The organism is Desulfovibrio sp. 7SRBS1 (assembly GCF_049723905.1).
Taxonomy (GTDB): Bacteria; Desulfobacterota; Desulfovibrionia; order Desulfovibrionales; family Desulfovibrionaceae.
Genome location: NZ_JBJKFD010000001.1, coordinates 1606548 through 1630302 on the forward strand (window position 1 = coordinate 1606548; position 23755 = coordinate 1630302).

The 23755-nt window shown below is 56.2% G+C and carries 17 protein-coding genes and 3 tRNA genes; 15 read left to right on the plus strand and 5 right to left on the minus strand.

What is annotated here, in order from left to right; all coding sequences use genetic code 11:
• Positions 1–140: 140 nt before the first annotated feature.
• Entirely contained in the window at positions 141–833 is a 693-nt protein-coding gene (locus ACI0FJ_RS07480; protein ID WP_424301211.1) for a GntR family transcriptional regulator, read from the plus strand.
• Positions 834–1263: 430 nt separating this feature from the next.
• On the opposite strand, the gene ACI0FJ_RS07485 is transcribed toward ACI0FJ_RS07480, so the two are convergent.
• The 3 genes from ACI0FJ_RS07485 to ACI0FJ_RS07495 all read right to left on the minus strand — a co-directional run bounded on the left by ACI0FJ_RS07485 (position 1264) and on the right by ACI0FJ_RS07495 (position 5116).
• Complete coding sequence (locus tag ACI0FJ_RS07485; RefSeq protein WP_424301213.1) at positions 1264–1965, minus strand: hypothetical protein; 702 nt, start codon at positions 1963–1965, stop codon at positions 1264–1266.
• A 183-nt stretch (positions 1966–2148) separates the two neighbouring features.
• Complete coding sequence (locus ACI0FJ_RS07490; RefSeq protein WP_424301216.1) at positions 2149–3171, minus strand: carbon-nitrogen hydrolase family protein; 1023 nt, start codon at positions 3169–3171, stop codon at positions 2149–2151.
• Positions 3172–4258: 1087 nt separating this feature from the next.
• Positions 4259–5116, minus strand: a complete 858-nt coding sequence (locus tag ACI0FJ_RS07495) for a hypothetical protein (RefSeq protein ID WP_424301219.1) — start codon at positions 5114–5116, stop codon at positions 4259–4261.
• A gap of 220 nt (positions 5117–5336) precedes the next feature.
• On the opposite strand from ACI0FJ_RS07495, the gene ACI0FJ_RS07500 reads away from it, so the two are divergent.
• Positions 5337–6293 carry a LysR substrate-binding domain-containing protein gene (locus tag ACI0FJ_RS07500; protein ID WP_424301222.1) on the plus strand — a complete coding sequence of 319 codons (957 nt, stop codon included), beginning with the start codon at positions 5337–5339 and terminating at the stop codon, positions 6291–6293.
• A gap of 198 nt (positions 6294–6491) precedes the next feature.
• Here the strand turns inward: ACI0FJ_RS07500 and ACI0FJ_RS07505 are convergent, their stop codons facing one another.
• Positions 6492–8033: an NFACT RNA binding domain-containing protein gene (locus tag ACI0FJ_RS07505; protein WP_424301225.1), complete on the minus strand. Its 1542-nt coding sequence runs from the start codon at positions 8031–8033 to the stop codon at positions 6492–6494.
• A 160-nt stretch (positions 8034–8193) separates the two neighbouring features.
• Positions 8194–8556, minus strand: a complete 363-nt coding sequence (dksA, locus tag ACI0FJ_RS07510; protein WP_424301228.1) for an RNA polymerase-binding protein DksA — start codon at positions 8554–8556, stop codon at positions 8194–8196.
• A 1153-nt stretch (positions 8557–9709) separates the two neighbouring features.
• Between dksA and ACI0FJ_RS07515 the strand changes: the two genes are divergently transcribed.
• The 13 genes from ACI0FJ_RS07515 to ACI0FJ_RS07575 all read left to right on the plus strand — a co-directional run bounded on the left by ACI0FJ_RS07515 (position 9710) and on the right by ACI0FJ_RS07575 (position 22944).
• Positions 9710–9784, plus strand: a tRNA-Gly gene (locus tag ACI0FJ_RS07515).
• Positions 9785–9793: 9 nt separating this feature from the next.
• Positions 9794–9868 (plus strand) — tRNA-Cys (locus ACI0FJ_RS07520).
• Positions 9869–9875: 7 nt separating this feature from the next.
• Positions 9876–9950, plus strand: a tRNA-Gly gene (locus ACI0FJ_RS07525).
• A gap of 322 nt (positions 9951–10272) precedes the next feature.
• Entirely contained in the window at positions 10273–11028 is a 756-nt protein-coding gene (locus ACI0FJ_RS07530; RefSeq protein ID WP_424301231.1) for a methyltransferase, read from the plus strand.
• Complete coding sequence (locus tag ACI0FJ_RS07535) at positions 11021–12745, plus strand: YcaO-like family protein (protein ID WP_424301234.1); 1725 nt, start codon at positions 11021–11023, stop codon at positions 12743–12745. The genes ACI0FJ_RS07530 and ACI0FJ_RS07535 overlap by 8 nt, the downstream gene beginning before the upstream one ends.
• A 307-nt stretch (positions 12746–13052) precedes the next feature.
• Positions 13053–13370 (plus strand): TusE/DsrC/DsvC family sulfur relay protein, encoded by a 318-nt coding sequence (locus ACI0FJ_RS07540; RefSeq protein ID WP_424301237.1) that lies wholly within the window; start codon positions 13053–13055, stop codon positions 13368–13370.
• A gap of 388 nt (positions 13371–13758) precedes the next feature.
• Positions 13759–15045, plus strand: a complete 1287-nt coding sequence (locus ACI0FJ_RS07545; protein WP_424301240.1) for a hypothetical protein — start codon at positions 13759–13761, stop codon at positions 15043–15045.
• A gap of 273 nt (positions 15046–15318) precedes the next feature.
• Complete coding sequence (locus tag ACI0FJ_RS07550; protein WP_424301243.1) at positions 15319–17220, plus strand: diguanylate cyclase; 1902 nt, start codon at positions 15319–15321, stop codon at positions 17218–17220.
• 254 nt (positions 17221–17474) lie between these two features.
• Positions 17475–18521 carry an ABC transporter substrate-binding protein gene (locus ACI0FJ_RS07555; protein WP_424301246.1) on the plus strand — a complete coding sequence of 349 codons (1047 nt, stop codon included), beginning with the start codon at positions 17475–17477 and terminating at the stop codon, positions 18519–18521.
• On the plus strand, positions 18518–19582 hold the full coding sequence (locus ACI0FJ_RS07560) for a FecCD family ABC transporter permease (RefSeq protein WP_424301248.1): 1065 nt from the start codon (positions 18518–18520) through the stop codon (positions 19580–19582). The genes ACI0FJ_RS07555 and ACI0FJ_RS07560 overlap by 4 nt, the downstream gene beginning before the upstream one ends.
• The gene (locus tag ACI0FJ_RS07565) at positions 19582–20433 is read left to right on the plus strand and encodes an ABC transporter ATP-binding protein (RefSeq protein ID WP_424301251.1); all 852 of its coding nucleotides are present in this window, start codon (positions 19582–19584) and stop codon (positions 20431–20433) included. Before ACI0FJ_RS07560 ends, ACI0FJ_RS07565 begins: the two co-directional genes overlap by 1 nt.
• A 28-nt stretch (positions 20434–20461) precedes the next feature.
• Entirely contained in the window at positions 20462–21094 is a 633-nt protein-coding gene (locus ACI0FJ_RS07570) for a methyltransferase domain-containing protein (RefSeq protein WP_424301254.1), read from the plus strand.
• Positions 21091–22944, plus strand: coding sequence for a radical SAM protein (locus ACI0FJ_RS07575; RefSeq protein WP_424301257.1), 1854 nt, complete (start codon positions 21091–21093; stop codon positions 22942–22944). Before ACI0FJ_RS07570 ends, ACI0FJ_RS07575 begins: the two co-directional genes overlap by 4 nt.
• Positions 22945–23755 lie beyond the last annotated feature (811 nt).

A 23755-nucleotide genomic window follows, 5' to 3' on the forward strand; every position in this document is an offset into this window, starting at 1 on the left:
GCGTGGGATGCCAGTTCCACGCCATCTTCTATTCGAGGAGCCGGGCTGGCGCTGTCTATCTCCTTTACTAATTCGAAGGATCACCTTTTAATGAAGACATGCGACTATCTGTTAATCGAATTTACGCGAAGGAGCTTACAGTGAACGAAGATAAAGGATTTGTTTTGGAGCAACCTCTTCCCTTACGAAAGCAGGTATTCAATTACCTCCGGGACAATATATTATCCAAAAGCTTTACCCCGGACACCCGGATCGTGGAGGCGCAGATAGCCACGCAGCTCGGCGTTTCCCGCACACCGGTCAGGGAGGCCCTGCATCTTCTGGAGCAGGAGGGCTTCATCGAATCCATCCCGAGAGTTGGATACAAGGTTGTGCAGCTTGATGAAAATGAACTGGACGAAGTCATAGAGATACGCCGGGTCAACGAGAGTTTGGCGTGCACCCTAGCCGTGAAGAATTACTCGGATAAAACCCTCGCCGCTTTTCGCAAGAATATCATCGCCACCCAAAAAACCATGAACCAGGAAGATTCCGACCAGTTTCTCCGCTGCGACGAGCAGTTTCATGAGATTCTCGCCCTGGCGTCTGGCAGCCGCCACCTCTTGAGCATCTGCCAGTTGCTCCGTCGTCTGATGCTCCGGTATCGCAGCCGAAGTGTCGGCTTCCTTGAGTCCTACCAGGGGATACTGGACGGGCATATCGCCATTGTCGCAGCTTACGAGAACAGGGACGAACAAGGTATGATCGAGGGCTTGAACTCGCACCTCGACTATGTTTGCAAGGAAGTGTGCACCCGAAGCCTTGCAAAAACTGGAGACGAAAGCCAAAACTAGTCCCCCGATCTCCGGCGTGCCATGGCCGAAATCCAGATACGACCTGATACGCAATATCCCACGCCCTCAGAAGCGTTCGCTTCGTTATGCGCAGGCGGCGCTACCGACGAGACAAGCCGCAACGCTCCCGGAATAGGAGTGCATCAGCTCTGATATTTCCGCTCGTCCTTCCCGAAAAGGAAAAGATCCGCTGTCGGCTCCGCCCTGGAATGACCGGACGAGACCGTTTCCCGACAACCGGGCGAGGCACCAGGCGTGAATGGAATCAAGGTTTCGCCTGCCATTCGCCTTCCCTGTTCCCGTATTTTGGAACTTCATGGGGACAAAAAGAGAACCGGGGATGACCACAGTCATCCCCGGTTCTCTTTTTGTTTTTTGGGGTAAAGCGGCCCGCCCCTTCCCCTTCACCTGGTGGGAGGGAGCGTTCCGGCTATGCCGTCACCGCGTTTCCCCGTTTCGCCTTGTGCAGCGCTGCGGCAAGTATCAGCCCGAGGCCGATGCCGATGATGCCGGCGCTGAGGATGCGCAGGTGCGGGGGAAGCATGAACGTTATCGTATTGGCTGGGATCAGGAAGAAGGGGATGGCCTTCTTGAAGGTGAAGCCCCACATGATGTCCCAGTTGATCTCGGCAAAGTATCGAGCCGGATCCGGGGTGGTTGCGAAGAACCGGTCCAACCTGCCCCCGGTGTGGACGATGTGCGTGTCCGTCAACTTGTGGAACAGCATGAAGACGGGCGAAAAGATGAGGTTGAACGTTACGCTGACGGAAAAGGCCCAGAGACACCTTTCGAGCAGCGATGTGGGCGTGGAAGAGCTGGCAATGCCGATCAACTGCATGAAGTTGCCCGTTCCGTTGGTGAAAATGGCAAATGCCATGGCAATGAGAACCCCGTTGACGCCCCACATCAGCATCTTCGGGGCGAGGCCGAAGCCGGGAACGCAGTACTTTCCCGTATACAGGCGCAAGGCGAGGCATTCGCCAAACGTACCCAACAGGGCAAACTTGACGAAGGAGGACAGCAGCGGATTGACCAGCGTCCACGTTTTGAATGCCTGTGCGGTTACAGGAACCGTGGCGAGCGCACAGAGGGCGCAAAACAAAGCGACAAATACAATATCCAGGTATTTCAACTTATTCTCCTAAATTGCTACATTAAGACACACTGGTTGAGGGCCATACCTCTCACGAGGTGATGGGTTCCAATCATTGTCGTCAAAACCGCTTTGCCGAGGAGCAGGCATGCTTCCTTCGACTTCAAGTCCAGACGAGTACAACCGGGCGGGTTGTAAAGTCATCCCGCCCGGTATCTGTCTTTATTTCGCTTGGTTGTTCAGAAAATCCGTCTTGAGGACATTTTCGAGCCAAACCTTGTACCGGTCGGGTCTCCAGTCGGGGTTGGCCCAGAGGCCATTGAGGAACGACTTCCTGACAATGGAGAGGTCGACAGTGGCGGTTGCGACGGTGCCCTCGTCCGCCCCTTCCGCTCCAAATGGCTTTCCCGCATAATAGAAGACGTGCGGCGGCTTGCTGGAGGGCCCGATGATGCTGGATCCACCCATGAAGAAGGTCGTCACATCCTTGCCGTACATGTTGGCGCTCGCCACAAACATATCATTGGTCTGGACATGATAGGCCAGTGAAACATTACCGGTGTACGCGCCTGCGCCGCCGGATTCTGCCGTACCGAGAGCGGTGCAGTTGATGAATAAACGCGCGCCCATGGCCCTGGCGTATCTGGTGATTTCGGGGAAGGCGTAAAAATCGTAGCAGATGCCGACGCCGATCGGTCCCCAGGGAGTATCGAACAAGGTCGGATTTTCGCCGCGCACGGCCCAGTTCTTCTCGGAGAAAGGCAGGTGTATCTTCCTGCAACTCCCGATCACGCCTTTGGGGCCGCAGATTGCCGCGGCGTTATAGACCTTTGTCCGATCCTGTGAATCCCTTTCCGCAAGACCGAACACAACGTACACACCGTATTTCTTGGTCAGCTCAGCCACCGCATTGGTAGACGGTCCGGGAATAGTCTCGGCAAGCCGGCGGTGCATCTTTTCTTCCAGGGGTTTACCCGCATCGTCGTCATACCCGGTCAGAGCGGTTTCAGGAAACACGATCAGCTGTGCCCCCTGCCTTGCCGCCGCTTCAACGTGCTCAAGTATCCGCTCAAGGTTGTTGGCGCTGTCGCCCCACACCGGATCAAAGTTGACCACGGAGATCGTTATGATATTTTTTAGTTTGGAAGACTTATCCTTGGCGGCCGACGCTTGGGTCAGGACTCCGATAACCATGGCCATGACGACGGTGAGTACGATGACAGCTAAACGTAATTGCCTAGTCATAACAAGCTTTGCTCCCTGCGTGATAAAGATTGGCGATTAACTGTGCCTTGGTGATTGGGCCCGGCACTGTGTTGTGATGAAGTAATCCCGAAAGGCCCTCCTTTCTCCAACGCAAAACGGTACATGGAGAGAACTTGTTCTCCGGCCCACGTCCTGCGCCCGTTCACCTAATTGCTCCTCTTTGCTCTCGGCGAGTCTCTTTCGCCAGCGCAGGCCGAAGGAGATTTCGTGCCGTTCTCGCAAAATGGCTGGATATTTATGCCGAGCCTCGAAAAACGGAACGCAAATCAGACTACAGACCATGTCCTGCCCGTCACGACCGCCGGTCCCCAGACAATGGAGAGCAGGGAATCCCGCACATCCTGCTTTATGAAGTACTGTATGCTGTACCCCAGTTGAGCAAAGCTAGGCTGAACGGATAACGTTGTCAAGAGGAGAGCCCGAGACCAAGGGCCTGTTTCAGGGACTGTGGAAAGAGGCCTCGGCAAACGAAAACACTCGATACGGCGGACATGGACCACAGCAAGGGAGTAATTCACGTCCAAGACGGAAGATGAAGAAGGCCGCCGCCGGGAGAGTTGGCCTCCCTATGCCCGGCAAGGGAGCGGTCAGGAATGTGACCTGGCCTTCGTCTTGCCATAAGGGACAAAAGCATTGAGAAGCTGGTGAACGAGATCGCCGACATCCTGCTTGCGGTTTTGCAGCCCACTCTCGGGACAGAATCCGTATGGCGTGGAGTACGGTTCAACGCACAAAAGGGTCCATAATGACGGGCGGTTGCCCTCTCAGCCCATCCCCATGTGTCCGGGCAAAACCTGTTGCAACTGCACAAAGGCCTTTCGCGACCACAAAGCAGAGCTTGTACAGGCCATCATTTTCGTCGAGACCAACGCAAGGTACAAAAGAACGCACTTTCTTGTTGCCCCCCGACGACACGCCATACGGCTATGCCCGCCGCATGTACTCCACGGCGGGATTTCTAGAATTCGGACCTCGCCGCAAGACCGTCAGGTAAAAATGGGCGGTATCCCAAAACGGTCTGAGGCGACGGTCGGGAAAGCAGCCTGAAAAAAGCGTAACGGGCGGCTTACCAATTTTCCACAACATGCAACGTCCCGGTTGCGGAACTCAGTACGAACAGCCTGCCCTTGCCGTCTGCGCGAACCGCCACGGGATGCGCAATGGAACCGGCCACGCGGCGCACCTCACCATTGTCGGAAATGGCCGTCACCCCGCCCTTTCCATAGTCCGGAACAAGCAGCCAGCGTCCGTACACCCCAAGGCCGGGGCCGGGCCGTTCCGGCATTCCACTGAGTACGTCCGCCGTTTTCCGGCCGTTGTCGAAAAACAGCAGATCATGTTCCCAAGTGCTTTTGCGGCAAAGCACGGCCAGGCCGCCATTCCAAGGGACAACAGCGAGTGGGGAATGAAGCCCGTTCAACAGCACCCGGCTGCCACCGCCGGGAGTCAGCCGCACCACGGCCCCTTCTCTGCCACGGACAAGCAAAATTCCGCCGTCGGAATCCAGATGGAGCACGCTGGGAGCCCCGCCATGCCGCAACAGACGGACATGGGAAGCCCCGTGGACAACATCGCCTCCAGGGCCTCCGGTATCTCCTGAATCTGGGGAATTCTGGGCAGAGACGGACAACGCCCAAATGGAATTTTCCCCTGCAGATGCGCAGTACACGGCACCATCATCCGCACGGACGATCCCGGTGGGGAACTTGATTCCACGGGCCACGACGGCAACCTTGCCGTTTGCTGCCACACGCACGACCTCGCCCCGGCGGCAGAGTGATACAAAACACCCTCCCTGTTCGTCGCAGGCCAGGCCCACGCCGTCCAGCAATCCGTGGGCAAGAGGGGTTATCCGCTCCGGGGCGGCAAAAACGGAAACAGGAAGGCTCAAAAACAACAGCAAAAGCACATTGCATAAACGCATCGGCTTTTCCTCCGGTCTTACGGCCAGAAAAAGGCCGCGGATTGACGACAGGACCGGACGGACGGCACCCCCACCGAGAGTACACAAGAACCAATCCATGGAGGGATGTCGGTCCGGCAAGAAGAAAAAGCCGGAAAGCTTTCCGGTAAAAAACACGCGTACAAACTGTTTAAAAATCAGATGCACGCTCTGTCCAATATGGCTTTATTTGCAGATTGATATGATTTACTTATGGATCATGTCATTACGTCAGATGCAATATTTCGCGGTCCTGGCCGAGGAGCTACACTTTGGAAAGGCATCGGCACGTCTGCACATAGCCCAGCCCGCCCTTAGCCAGCAGATCCGTAATCTGGAAGAACAGCTCGACGTCAAGCTGCTGGACCGCACCAGCCGCAAGGTCGTGCTTACTCCTGCCGGAGAACTCTACAATGAACGTGTGCGAGCTATTCTTAAGGATATAGGGCAGGCGGAAAACGACGTGCGCCAGCTTTTCCGGGGCATATGCGGCGTGGTCCGGGCAGGCTATCTGACCTCGGCCATGAACACCTTTCTGCCCGATGCGGTCAAAGTATTTCGCGACGTCCATCCCCGCATCACTCTGCGCCTCAGCAACATGTGCTCGTACGACCAGTTCGAGGCCCTTGCGGCCAACGAGCTGGACGTGGCTTTTGCCAATCCGCAGGGACTGCGCAACAAAGATTTTCTTATTTCCGGATTTGTGAATGAAGAACACATGCTTGCAGTGCCCCAAGGCCATCCGCTGGCCCTGCTTGACGAGGTCCCCCTGGAAAAATTGGATGGCGTGCCCATGGTGACCTACCACCAACGAAGCAGCTGCAAAACCGTGGGGAATTTCAATTTGTTTTTCGAAAAAGCGGGCGTGCGGCCCTGTGTGGTTCAGGAAGCGCCCCAGGAACAGACCATCCTCTCGTTGGTGGCGGGCGGAGTCGGCGTTGCCATGGTGCCCTCGTCCTGCGCCGCGCAAAACAAGGCAGGCATTGTCTACGTTCCGTTTGCCGAAAACGCCCCAAAATTCCAAATAGCCATGGTCCGGCGCAACGAACCGCCTGCCCCCTCTTTGGATAAATTCATCGCAACCATGGAATCCCTGAATCCCTCGCGCTGCAAACAGCCCGCAGGACAGAGTGGAACTGCCACAGCTGCGGCGGAATAATCAAAAGTTGAAAACAGTGCCCGGCAGGTGGGCAGATTTTTATTCGCCGAAGCAAACTGGTGGCGGGCTTTTTTTGCCCCTCAAGACTGGCAGCTCAAAAAGGCAGGGAAACAAGGCGTGAGGTGAACGCAAGCGACGCGTACTCTTATGTGCGCGAGGATTTGGGTTCTTTGAAACAACGCAGATAGCTTGTTTTTTTCAGCTGCCTGAGTAGGCGAGATTGTCTTCCAAACTGGAATCTACATCAACGTACAGCACCCGATCCACCGTATCCACCCGGACCATGCCCAAGTGGGCGCCTTTTATCTTGCGCACGTCCTTGACCTTGGCGCAGATGACCTCGGCGCGCGGACTGGCGGACGCCTTGCTGGACAAGGCAGCCAGAATCGCTGCTTCCCGCATGCTTTCTTCCGGGACTTCCTGGCGGGGATGGTCGCGGCGCAGCACCACGTGCGCCCCGGGAACATCCTTGGCGTGAAACCAATAGTCGAACGGGCTGGCTGCAAAGCTGAGGAGTTGATGGTTGGCCTTGGCATTGCGGCCACGCACCATAAGAAAACCGTCTGACGAACGAAACAGACGCACGGCCAGCTTTTCATATTTTTTGGGAATAACCGGAATGTCGGGATTGCTATTCTGTTCAGCCCCGCTCACCCCGTTCTCTCCATCTGGCTGCGCCACGTTTCCGCCGCCGAGCAACCTTCCCAGCTCATTTCGCAAAAGTTGTTCCCGTTGGGCCACGATTTTGAGTCCGCGCTCGCCCTTGGCTGCCTTGCGAAACAACATCTCCAGGTTCCCGGAAAGGGACAGACGCGGGTCCAGACACACTTCCAGCTCCTCCCCATCCGGATGCGTCAGACGCACGGTGCGGGGAAGCGGAGCATTGGCAAACAGGTACATCTGGGATTGCAGGGCCTCGGCCTGGCGCTGCAGGTTGCAGAGTCCGCGCAGCCGGTCTTGGTCTTTGGCAATGAGTGCCAGGGAACGGCGCAGCTTTTTCCGCTGGGCCTTTTGCGCGTCCGTGCGTTCGCGGGCCTCCAAACGGGCCAAAAGCGGATACAGGCGCGGCTCTCCGGCGGCGGCTGCCGCTTTGAGCGCGCTCTCGAAATATTCCATACGGCCGGAGAAGCCAGGCACGGGCCACGCACTGGGCAAAAGCGGCTCCTCTGGGTCATTACGGTAGCCGAGATAAAACCCGGTGGACGGATTTTGCAGCGAGGCGAAAAGCGCCAGCCCTGCCGCACGCGGCAACCCGCGCAGGATTTTGCGCAGCGGCGGAGAAATTTGAGGATACTTCCGCCATATTTCCGGATTGTCCAAAGCCTCTTCAGGAGCGGGCCACTCGGGCTCCACGCCGAATTCCGGCTCCAGTTCGTCGGCCAGGCGCAGCCCTTCGCGCAGGGAAAAAATCAGATACCTGCCCGGCCCCGGAGAAAGTTCCAATGCCAGGCGCAGACCGGGCCAGTCCACGGCATAGCCGCACACAAACCTGCCGGAAAGCCTTTTGCGGTACCACATGGCATGCGCCGAAGCCATGGCGGGATTTTCCGGTTTGCGCTCGGAGACAAACAAAAGCCCGTCGTTCTTGGCCGGGCGAAACAAAAGAAAAGGACGCCGCCCAGGCTTGTTCAGGGCAAACGTCCATATACCTTCTTCGGGTGAATAGACCTTGCCGATGCGGGCCTGGGCAAGGTCGTGTGCGATTTCCGGGGCAAGAGCCCGGAAAAAATTGGCTTCCATGGCGAGTGAGGTTCGTCGGGGCGCGTCCGGTCAGCAGCCGGAACGTCGCCCTCCTGTTGTCCGCAAAAAGTGCGGGAGGAGGTTACGGCGCGCGGCGCACTGTGTCGCCGCGGCCATTTCGTTTACGTGTTTTTCGTAAGTGTCTGGAACGGGCATGACATTAGTCTCCCCGCTGGTGCTCCTCATCCTCGCGCTTACTTTTGCATTTGATGCACAACGTGGTAACGGGGCGGGCTTTAAGACGCGGCACACTGATATCCTCGCCGCAATCTTCGCACACGCCATAGGAACCATCCTCAATACGCTGCTGTGCTTCCTGGATTTTCTTAATCAACCTGCGCTCACGATCCCGCAAACGTAACGTAAAGGCGCGGTCGGACTCGGCAGTGGCACGGTCCGCCGGGTCCGCGTAAACTTCGCCGCTGTCCGTCATGTCTTCGAGGGTCTCCTCGCCCTGGCGCAGGATGTCATCGAGCATGCCTTTCAAAAGCTGATCGAAGTATTCAATGTCCTTGGGTTCCATAGATCCTCCAGAAACGGTCGGATGTTTAGGTATATAGCCCAACAAATGACGACCATTTTTTTATGTGCGTGGCTGAATAAAACAAAACACCTGCAAAAGTAAAGCCCGGCGTCATGTTGTACAGTTCGCCAGCCAGAAAGCCCTGTAGGCACAAGGTTTCCGGCACAAATTTAAACCAAAATCTATTTTCCAAACCGCAAGCGGACAACCTCGACCTTTTGCTTGTTTCCTTTCAGTGCAAGAGCTCGACAACAACAATGGCACTGTCTGTAAACAATGCTGTTCGCGTGAGATTTCAAACCGGCAAGGGGCAAAACCTTTGATTGAAGATAGTAACCCCAAACTGTCTGGAGGCAAGGGGGACAGGCTCCATGGAAAATGAAATAAAAAGTCGCGCAGCTTACAAAGTGAAGAAATTTTTCCCGGTTGGTAAGTATAAAAGTCAGGTCCTGTAACGCTTCCCAGCCATCGATGCATTTTGCCTTGCGAAACTCCCCCCTTTCCGGAAACAGGCGGACAAAGAAAAAAAATAATACACCGTCATCTTCCGAAGCGCTGCCCCGCGCGGTTTCAGCGCTTCTCACATCCTGCAAGGGAAGTTTCTAACGATGAAGCTTGAAGGCCGGTGCGGCACGGGAGGAAGTTCTCTGGCCCTATACTATATAATATAGAGGGAACTGAGCCTGTAGTTTGCCGTACAGGCAGTCGGTGCGTTGCTGCCGCCCTGCAGCCCCGCCTCGCTGGCCCCCGCTGCCGCTCCACAGCCGCCCCATAGGCACCCCACTGGCACCCCGCGGGCAATCAGGAGCCGACGCTCCCAATGCGCTCCTTCCCATGAAGGGCTGGCAGTTATCCCCCTCTTTTCTTTCTATCCGCATTTCCCTTTGATTTGCCCCAAGCCATTTTCCCCAAAATAAGGCCGTCCAACAGGGGAAAGCTACGCGCCGAAAAGCAAAATTCGAGAGATTGAAAACAAGTTAATTTTGGGTGTAGACTATCCCGATGTTTTTCTTTATAAGGGCGCCCGTACTTGGCTGTCAGCCTTTTACCTCGCTCGCAACGGCCTTAAAGGCACGCGACAGGAAAAAGAAAAAAATTTAGATTTTTTGTTGACAGCCGCCAGGTTCACGGATAGTTAGAACGTCCTCTTTGAGCGGGAATAACTCAGCGGTAGAGTGCAACCTTGCCAAGGTTGAAGTCGCGGGTTCAAATCCCGTTTCCCGCTCCAAAAGAGAATGGCGGCATAGCCAAGTGGTAAGGCAGAGGTCTGCAAAACCTCCATTCTCCGGTTCAAATCCGGATGCCGCCTCCAAAATTTCGCGGGAATAACTCAGTGGTAGAGTGCAACCTTGCCAAGGTTGAAGTCGCGGGTTCAAATCCCGTTTCCCGCTCCAAATTTCCAGACCGGACCGAAAGGTCCGGTCTTTTTTTTATCCCGCATTTCCAGGCCCAAACCAAGCTTCCCGACCCCTCAGGTCCAGTATTGACCAACACCATATAATCAGGGTACTTCGATCCCCTCCCAACAGGCTGTTGGACAACATGCCGCAGCTGACCGTTCGGGCGAAACATTGCCCCAAGCCCTACGGCGAACGAGTCACACCCCAATCTGCATGTTTCATGGACATGCACGAGAACGGATCCAAGCGGCTTATGCCATATTTTGTTCGCCCGCCCGTGATCCAGCGGGATGGAGCGGCAAGGAGCTTTCCCTCAATGAATACTTCTAAACATGACGCCCAGACCGAACTGGACATCTCTCTGGATGCTCCGCTCGATGAACTGCTGGACGCGGCCAAACAAAAATACGACCTGCGCTTTGACCCAACCAAGATAGGCGACACGCACCTGGAAATTCTCCAGATAAACGACATGCCCAGCTATCTGGACAGTTTGCTGCACGATCTGCCCCCAGGGGCGGAATTCGAACTGCCGCTGTGGGCAAAAATGTGGCCACCGGCCTTTATGCTCTCCTTTTTTCTGCAGCGTATTCCCTCCCAGAACCAAGCCGGGGAACCCTATACAATGCTGGAACTCGGCGGGGGCGTGGGGATATGCGGCCTGTTTGCCGCGGCAGCCGGATTCAAGGTCACCATCACCGACATCGTACCCGATGCCCTGCTTTTTACCCGCATCAACATCCTGCACAACGGTCTGGAAGACAGAGCCACCGTGTGCAAGGCAGACTTTCTGGCCGACCGGCTGGGTAAAAAATTCGATTACATCGTCGCCTCGGACATTATTTACGGACAGCCGAACCTGCGTCCGTTGGTGAAATTCCTGCTTGCCCACCTGGCGTCCAGGCCGGAGGCGGAAGTCATCCTGGCCAAGGGATTCCGCCGCAACGCCTCCCGTTTTCTGGGAGCAGCGGAAAAGGAATTCCTCATCAGTGAAAAGACCATCGGGATAAAGTCCGAGGACGAACGCCATCTCACCCAGATATATCGTATGAGGAAACGGAAGAATGGTTGAGCTTGCACACTCGCTAAAAGGATACACGACCGATCAGGACAAGGCTGTTGCTCCAAAGGAGACAGTGGCCCGCGTTCGCGAACTGCTGGAAACCAAACACGGCGGCATTCTGGAAAGCCTGGAACGCACAGATACTGGCCGACTGGGCATCCCGGTCTTCATCAGCCGGTTCGGCCCCAAGGCGCTGGATCTGGTGCCCACGCGCAAGCAGATGGGCAAGGGTGCCTCGCCCGAACAGGCCGAGGCCAGTGCCCTCATGGAACTGGTGGAACGCTACAGCTTTTTCACCTTTTTCAACACGCCGGAAAATTTCGAGGAAATGATCTGGACCGAAGCGGAAAAACACTTCGGCGACAGGCTCATCTCGCTTATGGAGATGCGCAAGTCGGTCAATGAAATACTGCGTGATGCGGACACCCGCCAGACATTGGACCAGATGCCCTGGCGCTTCTGCAAGGCCGTCCGTCCCGCCGACGGCTCGGAGCATATTGTTCCGGCCAACTATTTCAAACTTCTCAACGAATTCAACGGCTCCAGCGCAGGCAACTCCCTGGCGGAAACCGTAATGCAGGGCTCCTGCGAAGTGGTCGAGCGCCATGTCTGCGCCGTAATCGACAAAACGCATCCCACCCTGTGCACCATAGGCACCGCCAGCATTAAAGATCCCGTTTTGCTGGATCTGCTGGACAAGTTCGAGCGCAACGGCATCAAGGTGTGGCTCAAAGACTTCAGCCTGGGGATGCCCGTTCCCACGGTGGGTGCCCTGGCCTACGACCCGAGCACGTTTCCCGAAAAATCGGAAATCGTCCTTACGGCCGGTACGGCAAGCAGCCCCACCAAGGCGGCCATACGCGCCCTTACCGAAGTGGCCCAGCTGGCCGGAGACTTTGAAACCAACGCCTGCTACGAACCTTCGGGCATGTCCAAACCCGCGGATCTGGAATCCATCCAGTGGCTTATCGATGGGCCGACCATGCCCCTTTCCAGCCTCCCGGACGTAAGCAATTCCGATATACTGGAAGAGATCACGAGCCTGGCCATAGGCCTGCAGAAAATGGGCTACGACCTCTATGCCATAGACACGACCAACCCCGAACTCGGGGTTCCGGCCTGCTATTGCTTTGTGCCGGGATTCCAGTTTCTGGAGCGGGCCAAGAGCCCCAGCCTGGGGCTGTACGTCGGCAGACGCCTAGCCGAAGAGTATGAGCTGGAACGCGCCGTGCCCGGGCTCAAGATTCTGTCCGAAATTTACGAGGACGCGCCGTTCCTCTCTTTCTTCCAGGGGCTGGTAAACCTCAAGGCGGAAGATCCCCTGCTGGCCCAGTTGAAATTCGACAAGGCCGCCGACCTGCAGGAAGTACCGGAAGACAGGGCCCTGGCCTATTTCTATTCCGCCTATGCCCTTACCCAGTCCGAAGCGTTCAACGAAGCCCTGCCCCGCCTGGACAAGGCCATCGAACTGGAAAGCGGGGTCAAGGAATACTACAACCTGCGCGGGGTCTGCCGTTTTCGCCGCAACGAGTACGAACTGGCGGCCAAAGATTTCGAGGCAGCCATCAAGCTGGACAAGGGATCGGTCATGGACCTGGCGAACCTGGGATTGTGCCACAAGCGCCTTGGCAATACGGCCGAAGCCGTGCGTTATCTGGAAGCCGCCATTGCCATTGACGGAGACCTGGATTTCGCCATTGCCGAACTGGCGGAGATCATCGGCTGAAAAGACTGCGCAAACCGTTATCGCCCTTTTCGGCGGGTGACCGACATGTGTTATTTTTTGAACGAGTTACGTTTTTCGAGCCTGAATAAAGGCTTGTAAAATGTGCGAAAAGGCTTGATAAACAAGGGATTGGCCAAGGAACATTGAGATTGACAAAGAACCCTGGTACAATTAGAAAGATAACGCTCCAAGTGGAAAAATCGACCTATGGGGTCGTTTGGTAATGATGGACAGGGAAGGCCTTTTTGACAGGCTTTTCCGCTGGTGATAAAAGCCAGCACACTACATCTATTCAAGGAGGCAACTCATGGCTACAGTTGAATTTGAGGGCAAATCCTTCGATGTTGACGAAGACGGTTTCCTGCAACGCTTTGACGACTGGTGCCCCGAATGGGTCGACTATGTTAAGGATCAGGAAGGCATCAAAGACATCACCGAAGAACACCAGAAAGTGATCGACTTCCTGCAGGACTACTACAAGAAGAATGGTATCGCCCCCATGGTGCGCATCCTTTCCAAGGTTACTGGCTTCAAGCTGAAGCATATCTACGAACTGTTCCCCTCCGGCCCCGGTAAGGGAGCATGTAAGATGGCTGGCCTGCCCAAGCCCACCGGCTGCGTCTAGGTCAAAACGCCACTTATATTGTTTGCGAAAACCCCGGCCTTTTGGACGGGGTTTTTTTGTATGTCATTCCATGCCTTTTCCCTGCCCCCGCCCACTCTGCTTTTCTCAAATCGACCAGACAATCCGTTGGGAACACGCCCCAATCCTGCTGTCTGCCAATGCTGCCACCCTCCAGCCATTGCTGCCTAGGTTATTTCGCTCCAGGCCCTTCCCTGGCCCTTGGCCGCGTCCCGCGCTGCCTTGTTTTTATCATTCGCCAAAATGAATTTTATATTGCCCCTTTTGCTCCCGCTCCTATAAAGTGCAGTAAGATCTTGAAACCTTTGGCCCCAAGGCCAAGGAAATGGTGTTGTCTTACTCCATCACCGCAACCGCCCAGGGAGAGAGTATGCGCCTCGGAGCCCGCCGCCACATCCACAAAGGAAGACTTTTACGCGTCACCTTGCTGCTGCTTCTGGGCTGTTTTTTTGCCCTGGTCCCCCCCGGTTCCGCCCGGGCCGAATCCGTGGACTTCTGGTGCAAATGGCCCACCTCCTGGCAAAACAAGACCGACAACCTGGGCAACGATCTCGTACGCCAATATGTTTCGCCAGATAACGATGCTTTCATCGAAGTATACGCAGCCCGCGGCCCCAAATCGGACTTGAAGGAGCTGGCAAACAAACTTGAACAAGCCATTCTGGCAAACGGCGGAGACTATTTTCAGGACCGGATGGGCAGCTTGAACATGCGGGCTGGCGGAAACGTACCGGCCATTCTGCGGGAATACTCAGGCATGTACCAGGGGACGCTTTTGCATGCCTTTGCCATGTATGCCTACGGCAACGGCGGCTTGGTCACGGTTATCGGCGTGTTTCCCGAAAGCCTGGCCGATAAATACTGGGATACGGTGTATCCCTGCGTCGCCAGTCTGCGCTTTACGCCACCTCCCGGTATGGCGGCGGGCATGAATAAGGGCGTGAACGGGGGCATGGGCAAAGAAATGCCCGGAACAATGCCAGCCGCCATGGGAGCCACGCCGCCTCAACAGCCCTCCCCCCTGCCCACCGCCGCATCCAATGGCTGCAACGAGATTGTCGGGAGCTGGAAGTGGTTCACCGGAAGCACTGTAAAAATCCTTCCCAACGGCAAGATGCCGGGACAGGGACATTCTTGGGAATGCCTCGATCCGGCGCAAAGAAAATACCGGGTCGTCTGGAGCAACGGAAAGTGGATCGACGACCTGACACTTTCCCCCGACATCCGCAGGCTTGAAGGAAAAAACCAGATTGGCAACCGGGTTTGGGGCGAACGCATCGATGCTCCCCCTGCCCCGGCATCAGGCAAGGACACCGCCCAGACAGGACCGCCCCCAACAAAAAACAATGCCCGGCGCATCAAGGGCAACATGGGAGCCCAGTGGAAGATGGCCCACGGCAGCCTGGATACTGCCAAGCCGGATTGGAACGCGGAGTGGGAACTCTCCACGGTTTCCGGAATCACCCTGCACTGCCGCGATCCATACAAGCAGGGCAAGCAGCGCTATCTTGTGCGGGTCTACGACCGCAACGGAAACAATCTGCTGGAAGAGACCGAGGTGGGAATGCTTGCCAAAATCCGCCTGCAGGCCGGAGTGTACCGCATCAAGGTGCTTCCCGTGCATGGCTATGCGGGCTGGAACTGTACCTGGGAATAGAAAATCCCTTGAAATAAAATATCTCTCTTCATAGGGACTCGTTGCACACGGCCTCAATCACCGTGCCGTCTCCAAAGCGGCACAGTTTTTCAATAGTATTAAGTGGTTGCAGCCCGTTTTGCTTGTACCGGTGGAGTAAAGAAGCTTTCTGGAAATACATGGCCTGAAAAAATAATGGTCCGACTCTGGGGTTTCACCTACTTTACGCCTCCTTATTCTCCACGACCCGGGCATTATCCGCTGAACGTCCGGCCCACCAGCAAGGCAGGCAGCATGACCGTTGACTTCACTCCCGAACCGACCCACGAAATTCTTTCGCACAACATAGGGGACCTCCTCGACCTCGAATGGCTGCAAAGCGTCCTGAAAAACTTTTCCACCATGACCGGCCTGAACGTCGCATTTTTTTCCCCGCCGGATAACGCGCTTATTGCGCAAAGCGGCAAATGGCAGATGTGCTGCTGTTTTCACGAAATCCGGAACGACTTTTCGCAGACCTGCCCCAATTGCATGGCCGATGCCTCGTCCCAACACAAGGGAGTCACTACCATTCTTCAGCCGTGCCCCCACGGACTCATGAGCGGCGTGACCCCGGTGGTGATACGCGGAAACCACATGGCCGACATTCACATAGGGCCGTTTCTTTATACCCCGCCGGATGAAAAATTCTTCGCCACGCTCGATCCGAACAACACACTTTCGCAGGAAAAACAGGATAAAATTTCTCAGATTATTCCGGTGGTTAAAAAGGAAATCGTCGAGTCGGGCCTCGCTCTGCTGTCGAATATCGCCTCCATGATCGCCGAAAAAGTCATCGATAATCTGTCCATAACCAAGTGTTCCCTGGAATATGAAAAAAAGGCCTCCCAGCACCAAGAGGCCCAAAAGGAACTTGCAGCCACGGTCGCAGAGCTCAAGGCCATCTTCAACACCAGCAGAGTCGGCGTTGCCCTGGTGGGCAAAGGACGAATTGTCCTGCGTTGCAACCAACGCATGGCGGACATTACGGGATACGATTCCCCCGAGGAAATGACGGAGCTGCCCATGCGCAACATCCACCTTTCCCAACAGAATTATGAAGAATTCACCCGCAACCATTTTGACCCCCTCGTGGAAGGCGCCCAGATACAGGTGGAGTACGAGATAAAACGGAAAGACGGCACTCCCGTATGGTGTACCTTTTCCGGGAAAGCCGTGGACACCGAAGTTCCCCCAAACCTGGACAAGGGCGTCATCTGGGTGGCGGACGACATTACGGAAAAACGCCACACCCATCAGAAGCTGAAAGACTCCCTGGCCCAATTCGAGGCCGTCTTCGAGAACAGCCAGGTGGGCATCATCCTGCTCAAGGGAGGGCGGTTCATAGAACGATGCAACCAGCGCCTTGCAGATATAGCGGGCTACTCCAGCCCGGAAGAAATGTCGGGCATGTCCGTGCTCGACCTGCATATAAGCGAAAGAGCTTTCGAATATTTCGGACGAAAGTATTACGATACCCTGGTGGAGCGGACCAACATCCATGTGGAATGCCAGGTGCGGCGCAAAGACGGCTCCCACGCGTGGTGCCTCCTCTCGGGCAAGGCTTTGGATACAGCCACTCCGCCCGATCTGGACAAGGGGGTTTTATGGATGGTGGACGATATTACGAGCCGCAAACAGATGGAACAGCGGCTGCGTGAACTGGCATCCCAGGATTCCCTCACCGGTGTTCTCAACCGCAGGGCCTTCTACAGCCAGGCGGAACGCGAATGGAGCCTGTTCCGGCGCCACGGACACCCCCTGGTCATTGCCATTCTGGATCTGGACCATTTCAAGGCCGTCAACGACACCTACGGCCATGCCGCAGGAGATACGGTGCTTCAGGAATGTGTCGCCAGGGTAACCAATGTCCTGCGGCAGTCGGACATCATAGGGCGCATCGGAGGCGAAGAGTTCGCCATTGCCATGCCCAACAGCTCCTTTCCCGGTGGAGTCCAGGCCGCGGAACGCATTGTCAAAGCCTTTTCCGAAACCCCCATCCCCATAACGCCGACCTGTTCCGTTCGGGTAACGGCAAGCATAGGCATCACTCCCTGCACGCCGGAAACATCATTGGAAATGCTCATGGAACAGGCTGATACGGCACTTTACCAGGCCAAGGCTGCCGGCCGAAACCGCGTTGTCGGACGCGAGTAATTTTCCCCTTCCCGCTCCCCCATTCCCGCCTTCATCCGTTCTCTGGTCACGCAAGCCACCAAAGACGTGACCTGCTTGCCGATTTCACACAATTTATGAATTAGTATCGCAAATGCTGTGGCAAGCCAGCATGACGCACTGTCCGACCTATGCTCTTCCAGGCCGGACAGTGCTCTCATGCGGGGCCTTCCTGAATTTGACCTCACCCGGCAATTGATACACCCGCCGACACCTGCGGTACATCAGAGGAACGCATGCTGAAATCCCTCCACCAACGGACCTCCCTCTTTTTTCTCCTGCTGCTCACCATCGTACTGTCCGCCCAGCCTGCACAGGCCAGAAAAATAACCGACATGATGGGCAGGCGCATCGAAGTTCCAGAGACCATCCGCACCGTGTACTCACTCTCCCCGCCGGAAACCATGCTGGTATATGCCCTGGACCCCACCCTTCTGGCCGGACTGAATTTTCCCTTCAGAAAACAATGCAAGGGGTTCGTCTCCCCTCAGGTTATGAGCCTGCCCGTCATAGGCGGCTATTTCGGCGAGGGAAGAACGCCGAACATGGAAATGCTGGTCAAGGTGCACCCGGACCTTGTCATCGGCAGAAAGGCCAACGCGCTCCATGAAAAGATGGAATCCTTTCTGGATAAATTTCAAATTCCCATCGCCTACCTCGTCGTCGACCATCTGAAACAATACCCCGAAGCCTTTGAGGTGACCGGGAAATTCCTCAACCGGGTGGAACGCGGCGAAATGCTGGCCGATTACACGCGCAAGACCCTTGCCACCCTCGACGAGCGCCTGAAAACCATTCCGGAAAAAGACCGCATCCGGGTCTACTACGCCGAGGGAAACGACGGCCTGTACACGGAAAACAGCAAGTCCGTGCATGCCGAGGCTATCAACGTGGCTGGCGGATATAATGTCCATCAGGCGGGCACCATCACCAGATACGGACGGGAAAAAATCACCATGGAACGGGTGCTCCAGTACCAGCCGGAGGTCATCCTGGTGGAACAGCCCATGTTCTACAGAAATATATATACATCCCCGGCCTGGAAAAACATTCCCGCCGTGCAGAACAAACGGGTCTACATGATCCCGAAAATTCCGTTCAACTGGCTGGACCGTCCGCCGTCCTTCATGCGCATTCTGGGCACAAAATGGCTGGCGAATATCCTCTATCCCGATCTTTTCCACTGGGACATGACCAAAGAAACCAAAGAATTCTTCAAGGTATTTTTGCAAACGGACATCGACGATGCAGACGTCCAAAGACTGCTTGAGGCGAAGCAATGAGTGTATCGGAACATGCGGCCGTATTGCCCAGTGAAAAATCCAGCCTGCGGACACCTTCCCTGCTGCTGTTTTTCCTGGGCCTGCTTCTCGTGGTCTGCATGTGCGTCTCGCTGACGCTGGGGAACTACCCCGTCTCCCTTTCCGATATCGCGCTTTTTCTGAAAAGCTGGTTCGTTTCCGGCTCGTCCATCCACTCGGACAAACAACGCATACTTGCCAACATCCTTCTGGACATCCGCGCTCCCCGGCTCTGTGCTGCCGCACTTATAGGCGCCGCCCTGTCCACCTCCGGGGCAGCCTTCCAGTCCATGTTCGTCAACCCCCTGGTTTCTCCGGGGATTCTCGGTGTACTTTCCGGAGCATCGTTCGGCGCGGCCCTCGGGCTGCTTGTTTCGGACACATGGCTGGGCGTACAGATTCTGACTTTCTGCGGCGGTGTCCTGGCCGTGGGGCTGGCTCTGTTCCTGTCCCGGCTCTACCGAGGCGACAACATCATGATGCTCATCCTCGGCGGAATCATCAGCGGTTCCCTGTTCACCTCCCTGCTTTCCATGGTCAAGTACACCGCCGATCCGACAGACCAGCTCCCGGCCATTGTCTACTGGCTCATGGGCGGACTCTCCCTTACCGATACGCAAACCGTAACGCGCACCGCCCTGCCCATTCTCATCGGTATCGCCTGCATCCTGTCCATGTCCCGTTACCTGAACATCCTGAGCATGGGCGACGAGGAGGCTAAGACCCTGGGCATCAATGTCGGCCTGGTGCGCATGTGCCTGATCTTCTTCGCCACGGTCATCAGCGCCCTTACCGTGGCAATGGGAGGGCTCATCGGCTGGGTGGGGTTGGTCATTCCCCATATAGCCCGCATGATCGTCGGGCCCAACAACACCATCCTTCTGCCTGCCAGCGCCATCATCGGCGCCACGTACCTGGTTATAGTGGACGATTTCGCCCGCCTTCTCCTGAATGTGGAAATCCCGCTGGGCATCATCACCTCCCTGGTGGGCATTCCCTTCTTCTGCCTGGTCCTGCGCAACGCCAAAAAAGGATGGAGATAATGTCGTCTCTGCTGCATGCCCGAAACATCGACTTTGCCTTTGGCCCCACCTCCATTCTGAACGATGTCACCTTCAACATCCAACAGGGCGAACTGGTTTCGGTCCTCGGTCCCAACGGCTGCGGCAAAACCACCCTGCTCAAACTCCTTCTGGGGCTTTACACGCCGCAAAAGGGCAACATTCTGCTGGACGGAGTCGATATTTCCACCATCGACAAAAAGCAGCTGGCCAGAAAACTGGCCTATGTGCCCCAGCTGCACAACGCATCCTTTGCCTACAAGGTGCTGGATGTGGTTCTGATGGGACGCATGCCGCACAAGTCCTTTTTCAGCCCATTCTCCCGCAACGACGAACGCATTGCCATGACGGCCCTGAAAAAAGTCGGCATCGCCCATCTGGCGGAGAAGCCCTACACCCGCATAAGCGGCGGCGAACGCCAGCTCACCCTCATTGCCAGAGCCCTGACTCAGGGGTCGAGCGTCTTTGTCCTGGACGAACCGCTCAACGGCCTGGATTACGGCAACCAGATCAAACTTTTGGAGCAGTTGCACGAGCTGTGCAGGGAAGGCTTCACCTTTATAAAGTCCACGCACTTTCCAGACCATGCCCTTTGGGTGGCCGATCATGTGATTATGCTCAAAAACGGGCACGTACATGCCGACGGCGCACCGGAAGAAGTGATAACACATGACAATTTGTTCGAAATATACGGAGCGCAGGTTCTGGTGACCCCTTTTGAACAGAACTTTCGCATCTGCATTCCCGAAAAAATCCGATCCCGCCTTTGCCGATCTCCGCTGCTGGCGGCCCACTGCCCGATTTCCGGCAAGCCCTCTACCCCGCCATGCTGAAGCCGTCCTAAAAAAAGGAGAAGACACCATGGCCATAGACGCCAAAGACAAAGCTTTTTACGAATACACGCCCTCGCATCGCTTCGCCCCCATGTACCCTCTGCTGGCCCGAGAAATCGTAGACAAATTCGGCATCCGCAACGGAACCTGCCTCGACGTCGGCACGGGCAGTGCCGCCCTGTCCATCGAGATGAGCAAGCTGACGGACATGGACTTCATCGGCCTGGACAACGAGCCCGAAGCGATCGACATGGCAACAGCCAACTGCCATCGGCACGATGTTCCCCAAGGACGTATCCGGTTCATCTCCTCTCCGGTGGAAGACATGCCGCTGCCCGACGACAGCGTGGAATTCATCGTCAGCCGGGGGTCCATTCCCTTTTGGAACGACCATGTGGCCGCATTCAAGGAGGTCCTGCGCGTCCTAGCTCCGGGCGGAGCCGCTTTCGTGGGCTGTGGTTTCAGCCATTTTCAGAAGCTTGAGGATGTTCGGGAAATGCGCCCCAAATGGAGCCCGGAAGAATCGGCCAAACGGAAAAACTGGTCCAAGGGCGACTTTATCAAGGACACACTGCAGGCCGCCAAAGTGGCGGAGTATGAGGTCCAGAACGACGAGTACGGCACCTGGGTGATTATCCGAAAGCCAGGGACGGAAAAATGACAGACAGGACATCCAGACCGGGCACGCTCCAGTGCCCGATCTGCGAAAACAGCTGCCTCATTGCTCCGGGCAGGCAGGGACGGTGCGGCCGCTACGAAAACAGACAGGGCCGCGTGGTGGAGGCCCATCCCCACCGGTATCTCATGGCTTGTCCCATCCGGATTGAAACCATGCCCATTCTGCACTTTCATCCGGGAGCGCGCTTTCTTCAGGTCAGCACTGTCGGGTGCAACTTCAACTGTCCCGGCTGCATCTCCGCGGTCATCGTCCGGGAGATGGACCCGCAAAGCCAGGCCCTGCGCCACCACACACCAGAAGAGATCGTGACCATGGCCGAACGCGAGGGCTGCCGGGGTATCGCCTTTCTTATGAACGACCCTCTGGCCGCCTTCGACACCTTTATGGAAGTGGCCACCCTGGCAAAGTCCAAAGGACTCCTGGTCGGCTGTTCGTCCAACGGCTATTTTTCCGAGCAGTCCATACGCCGTCTCATTCCGGTCCTCGATTTCATCAATGTGGGCGTCAAAGGACTTTCCGACGACGTCTACCATGGCTGCGGCGGATTCAGGGGCGCTTCTCCGGTACTGCGCAATCTGAAACTTCTGCACCGCGCGGGCGTACATGTGGAAGTTGCCTGCATCCATACCCGGCAAAACGCCGGGGAGCTGCTTACTCTCTGCACGCTGCTGCATGGCATGTCGCCACAAATCCCCTTGCAGGTAATGCGTTTCATCCCCCTGGAAGGGAGCGACCCGAGGCTGGAACCGCTGATACGCGAAACTGAGGAGCTTGCCGAGAAAATGCGCTCGATCCTCGACCACGTGTACGTCTTCAATGCTCCGGGTACCCTCGACCTGAACACACGTTGCCCGCAGTGCGGAAAGACCCTTTTGCAACGCGATTTTTACGGTCCCATGGGCGCACGGCTGACAGCCATAGCCGCGAACACAAACGGTGAAGGGATGTGCCCGGAGTGCGGACGCCCGACGGGGATTGACGGCGGGGCAACGCTTTCCGACTTTCGGGAAAAGGACTTTCAGGGGGGCTATCCGTTCACCCGGGCATTGGAAATCGTCGAATCCATACTCATTGCCATGGGAGCCGACAGCAAGGCGGAAATCGTCCGGGTATGGGACCATCTGCTCTGCAACGGCGGAATGGGGAACCTGCACCACGACATCCAGCGCATCGACTCGTATCTGGAACTTATCCGCTCGTTCGGCAGACTGATCGGACGGCAGGCAGCAGCCGACGAACTGGCCGACTACCTGGCCGACAAAACAAATTCGGTACGGGAAGCCTGCCAAGGCTCAAAACATCGTCCACGGGTCTATTACGCCATGGGCAAGCCGCGATTCTGCCTCAAGGGGCAGCGCTTCGAAAATCATCTGGTGGAGACCTGCTTCGGCCACAGCGTGAACCGGGAGCTGGATGTTCATGGCCGTCCCGGCATGAGCATTTCCCCGGACGAACTGACGCGTCTCAACCCGGAGGTCATCCTTATTTCCTCCTTTCTGTCCAACTCCCCCACGGATTTCATGGAGCAATGCCGCAGGGACGGCATTGTGGTGGACGCCGTGCGCAACGGGCGGGTCCATACACCGGCCATACCGAGCAGCGACTTCGGCAGTCCACGCTGGATACTCGGTCTGATGTTCGTGGCCAACGTGATGTACCCCGAAAGGGTTGCCTTTGACATAACTGCGGAGGCTGAGGAATTTCATTCCCGGTTCCACGGCGGCAGGTTCGACCCCGATGCCGTGAACAGGTCGTTCGGCAAACCTTCCTCCGCCTGGAAGTGGAACGAGACGGGTGGTTCAGCCACTCAAGGTACACTATCCGCCCCTTAAGGTCCGCTTTTTCATTTCCGTGATGCACAAGTCAGGCCCCCACACCCCCTTCGTGGGAGTCCGCCCCCCGGAGGGGAAACTCGCGACCCCATTTCCCCTCCGGACAAGGCTGGCGTCCGTGGTGTTTTTTCCGGCCCTCCCTGCAATGGAGCCCGAAAAAGACGCCCAAAAGTACGAACGGAACCAAGGCATGATCCACTTGTATGGAGCTCTGCCAGCCTTATCGGAGAAACCCGTCTGAGAAACCCGTTTGGGAGCCCCGTCTGGGAGACCCGTCGGCCTCGTCTGAAATATCATCCATCTAATATCCCATCTGAAAAACCAATCAGGCTATGCCCGCAGCGCATCCTGATGCCATGGCTGATGCCTGATGCCTGGGGCTTGGCCTGATGCTTGGTGCCTGATGCCTGATGCCTGGGGCTTGGCCTGATGCTTGGTGCCTGATGCCTGATGCCTGGGGCTTGGCCTGATGCCTGGCCTGGTGCTTGTGATGGCTGATGCCGAATGAGTGCCGCAACTGTTTTCCTCACCGTCTCTGCCGATTGTCCCCCCACAATGTGATTTCATCAATCTGCTCAAAATACTTCCAATGCACTTTATTTTTCCTATGACGGAGCAGAACTGCCCGCAAAACTGCCATCCATCTGTGTTTCTAGCAGGCAATCCAGGCCATTTTCTCCGATCTTCCCTCCCAAAAAAGCAAGAATACTCGGTAAGATTTATTCATATTTAACCCCCTCGATGTTCCCGCTAAGGGACCCCTCTTTCCGGATTCTGTTTTGTCTGAATCAAACCAGGAAAGGTTCCATCT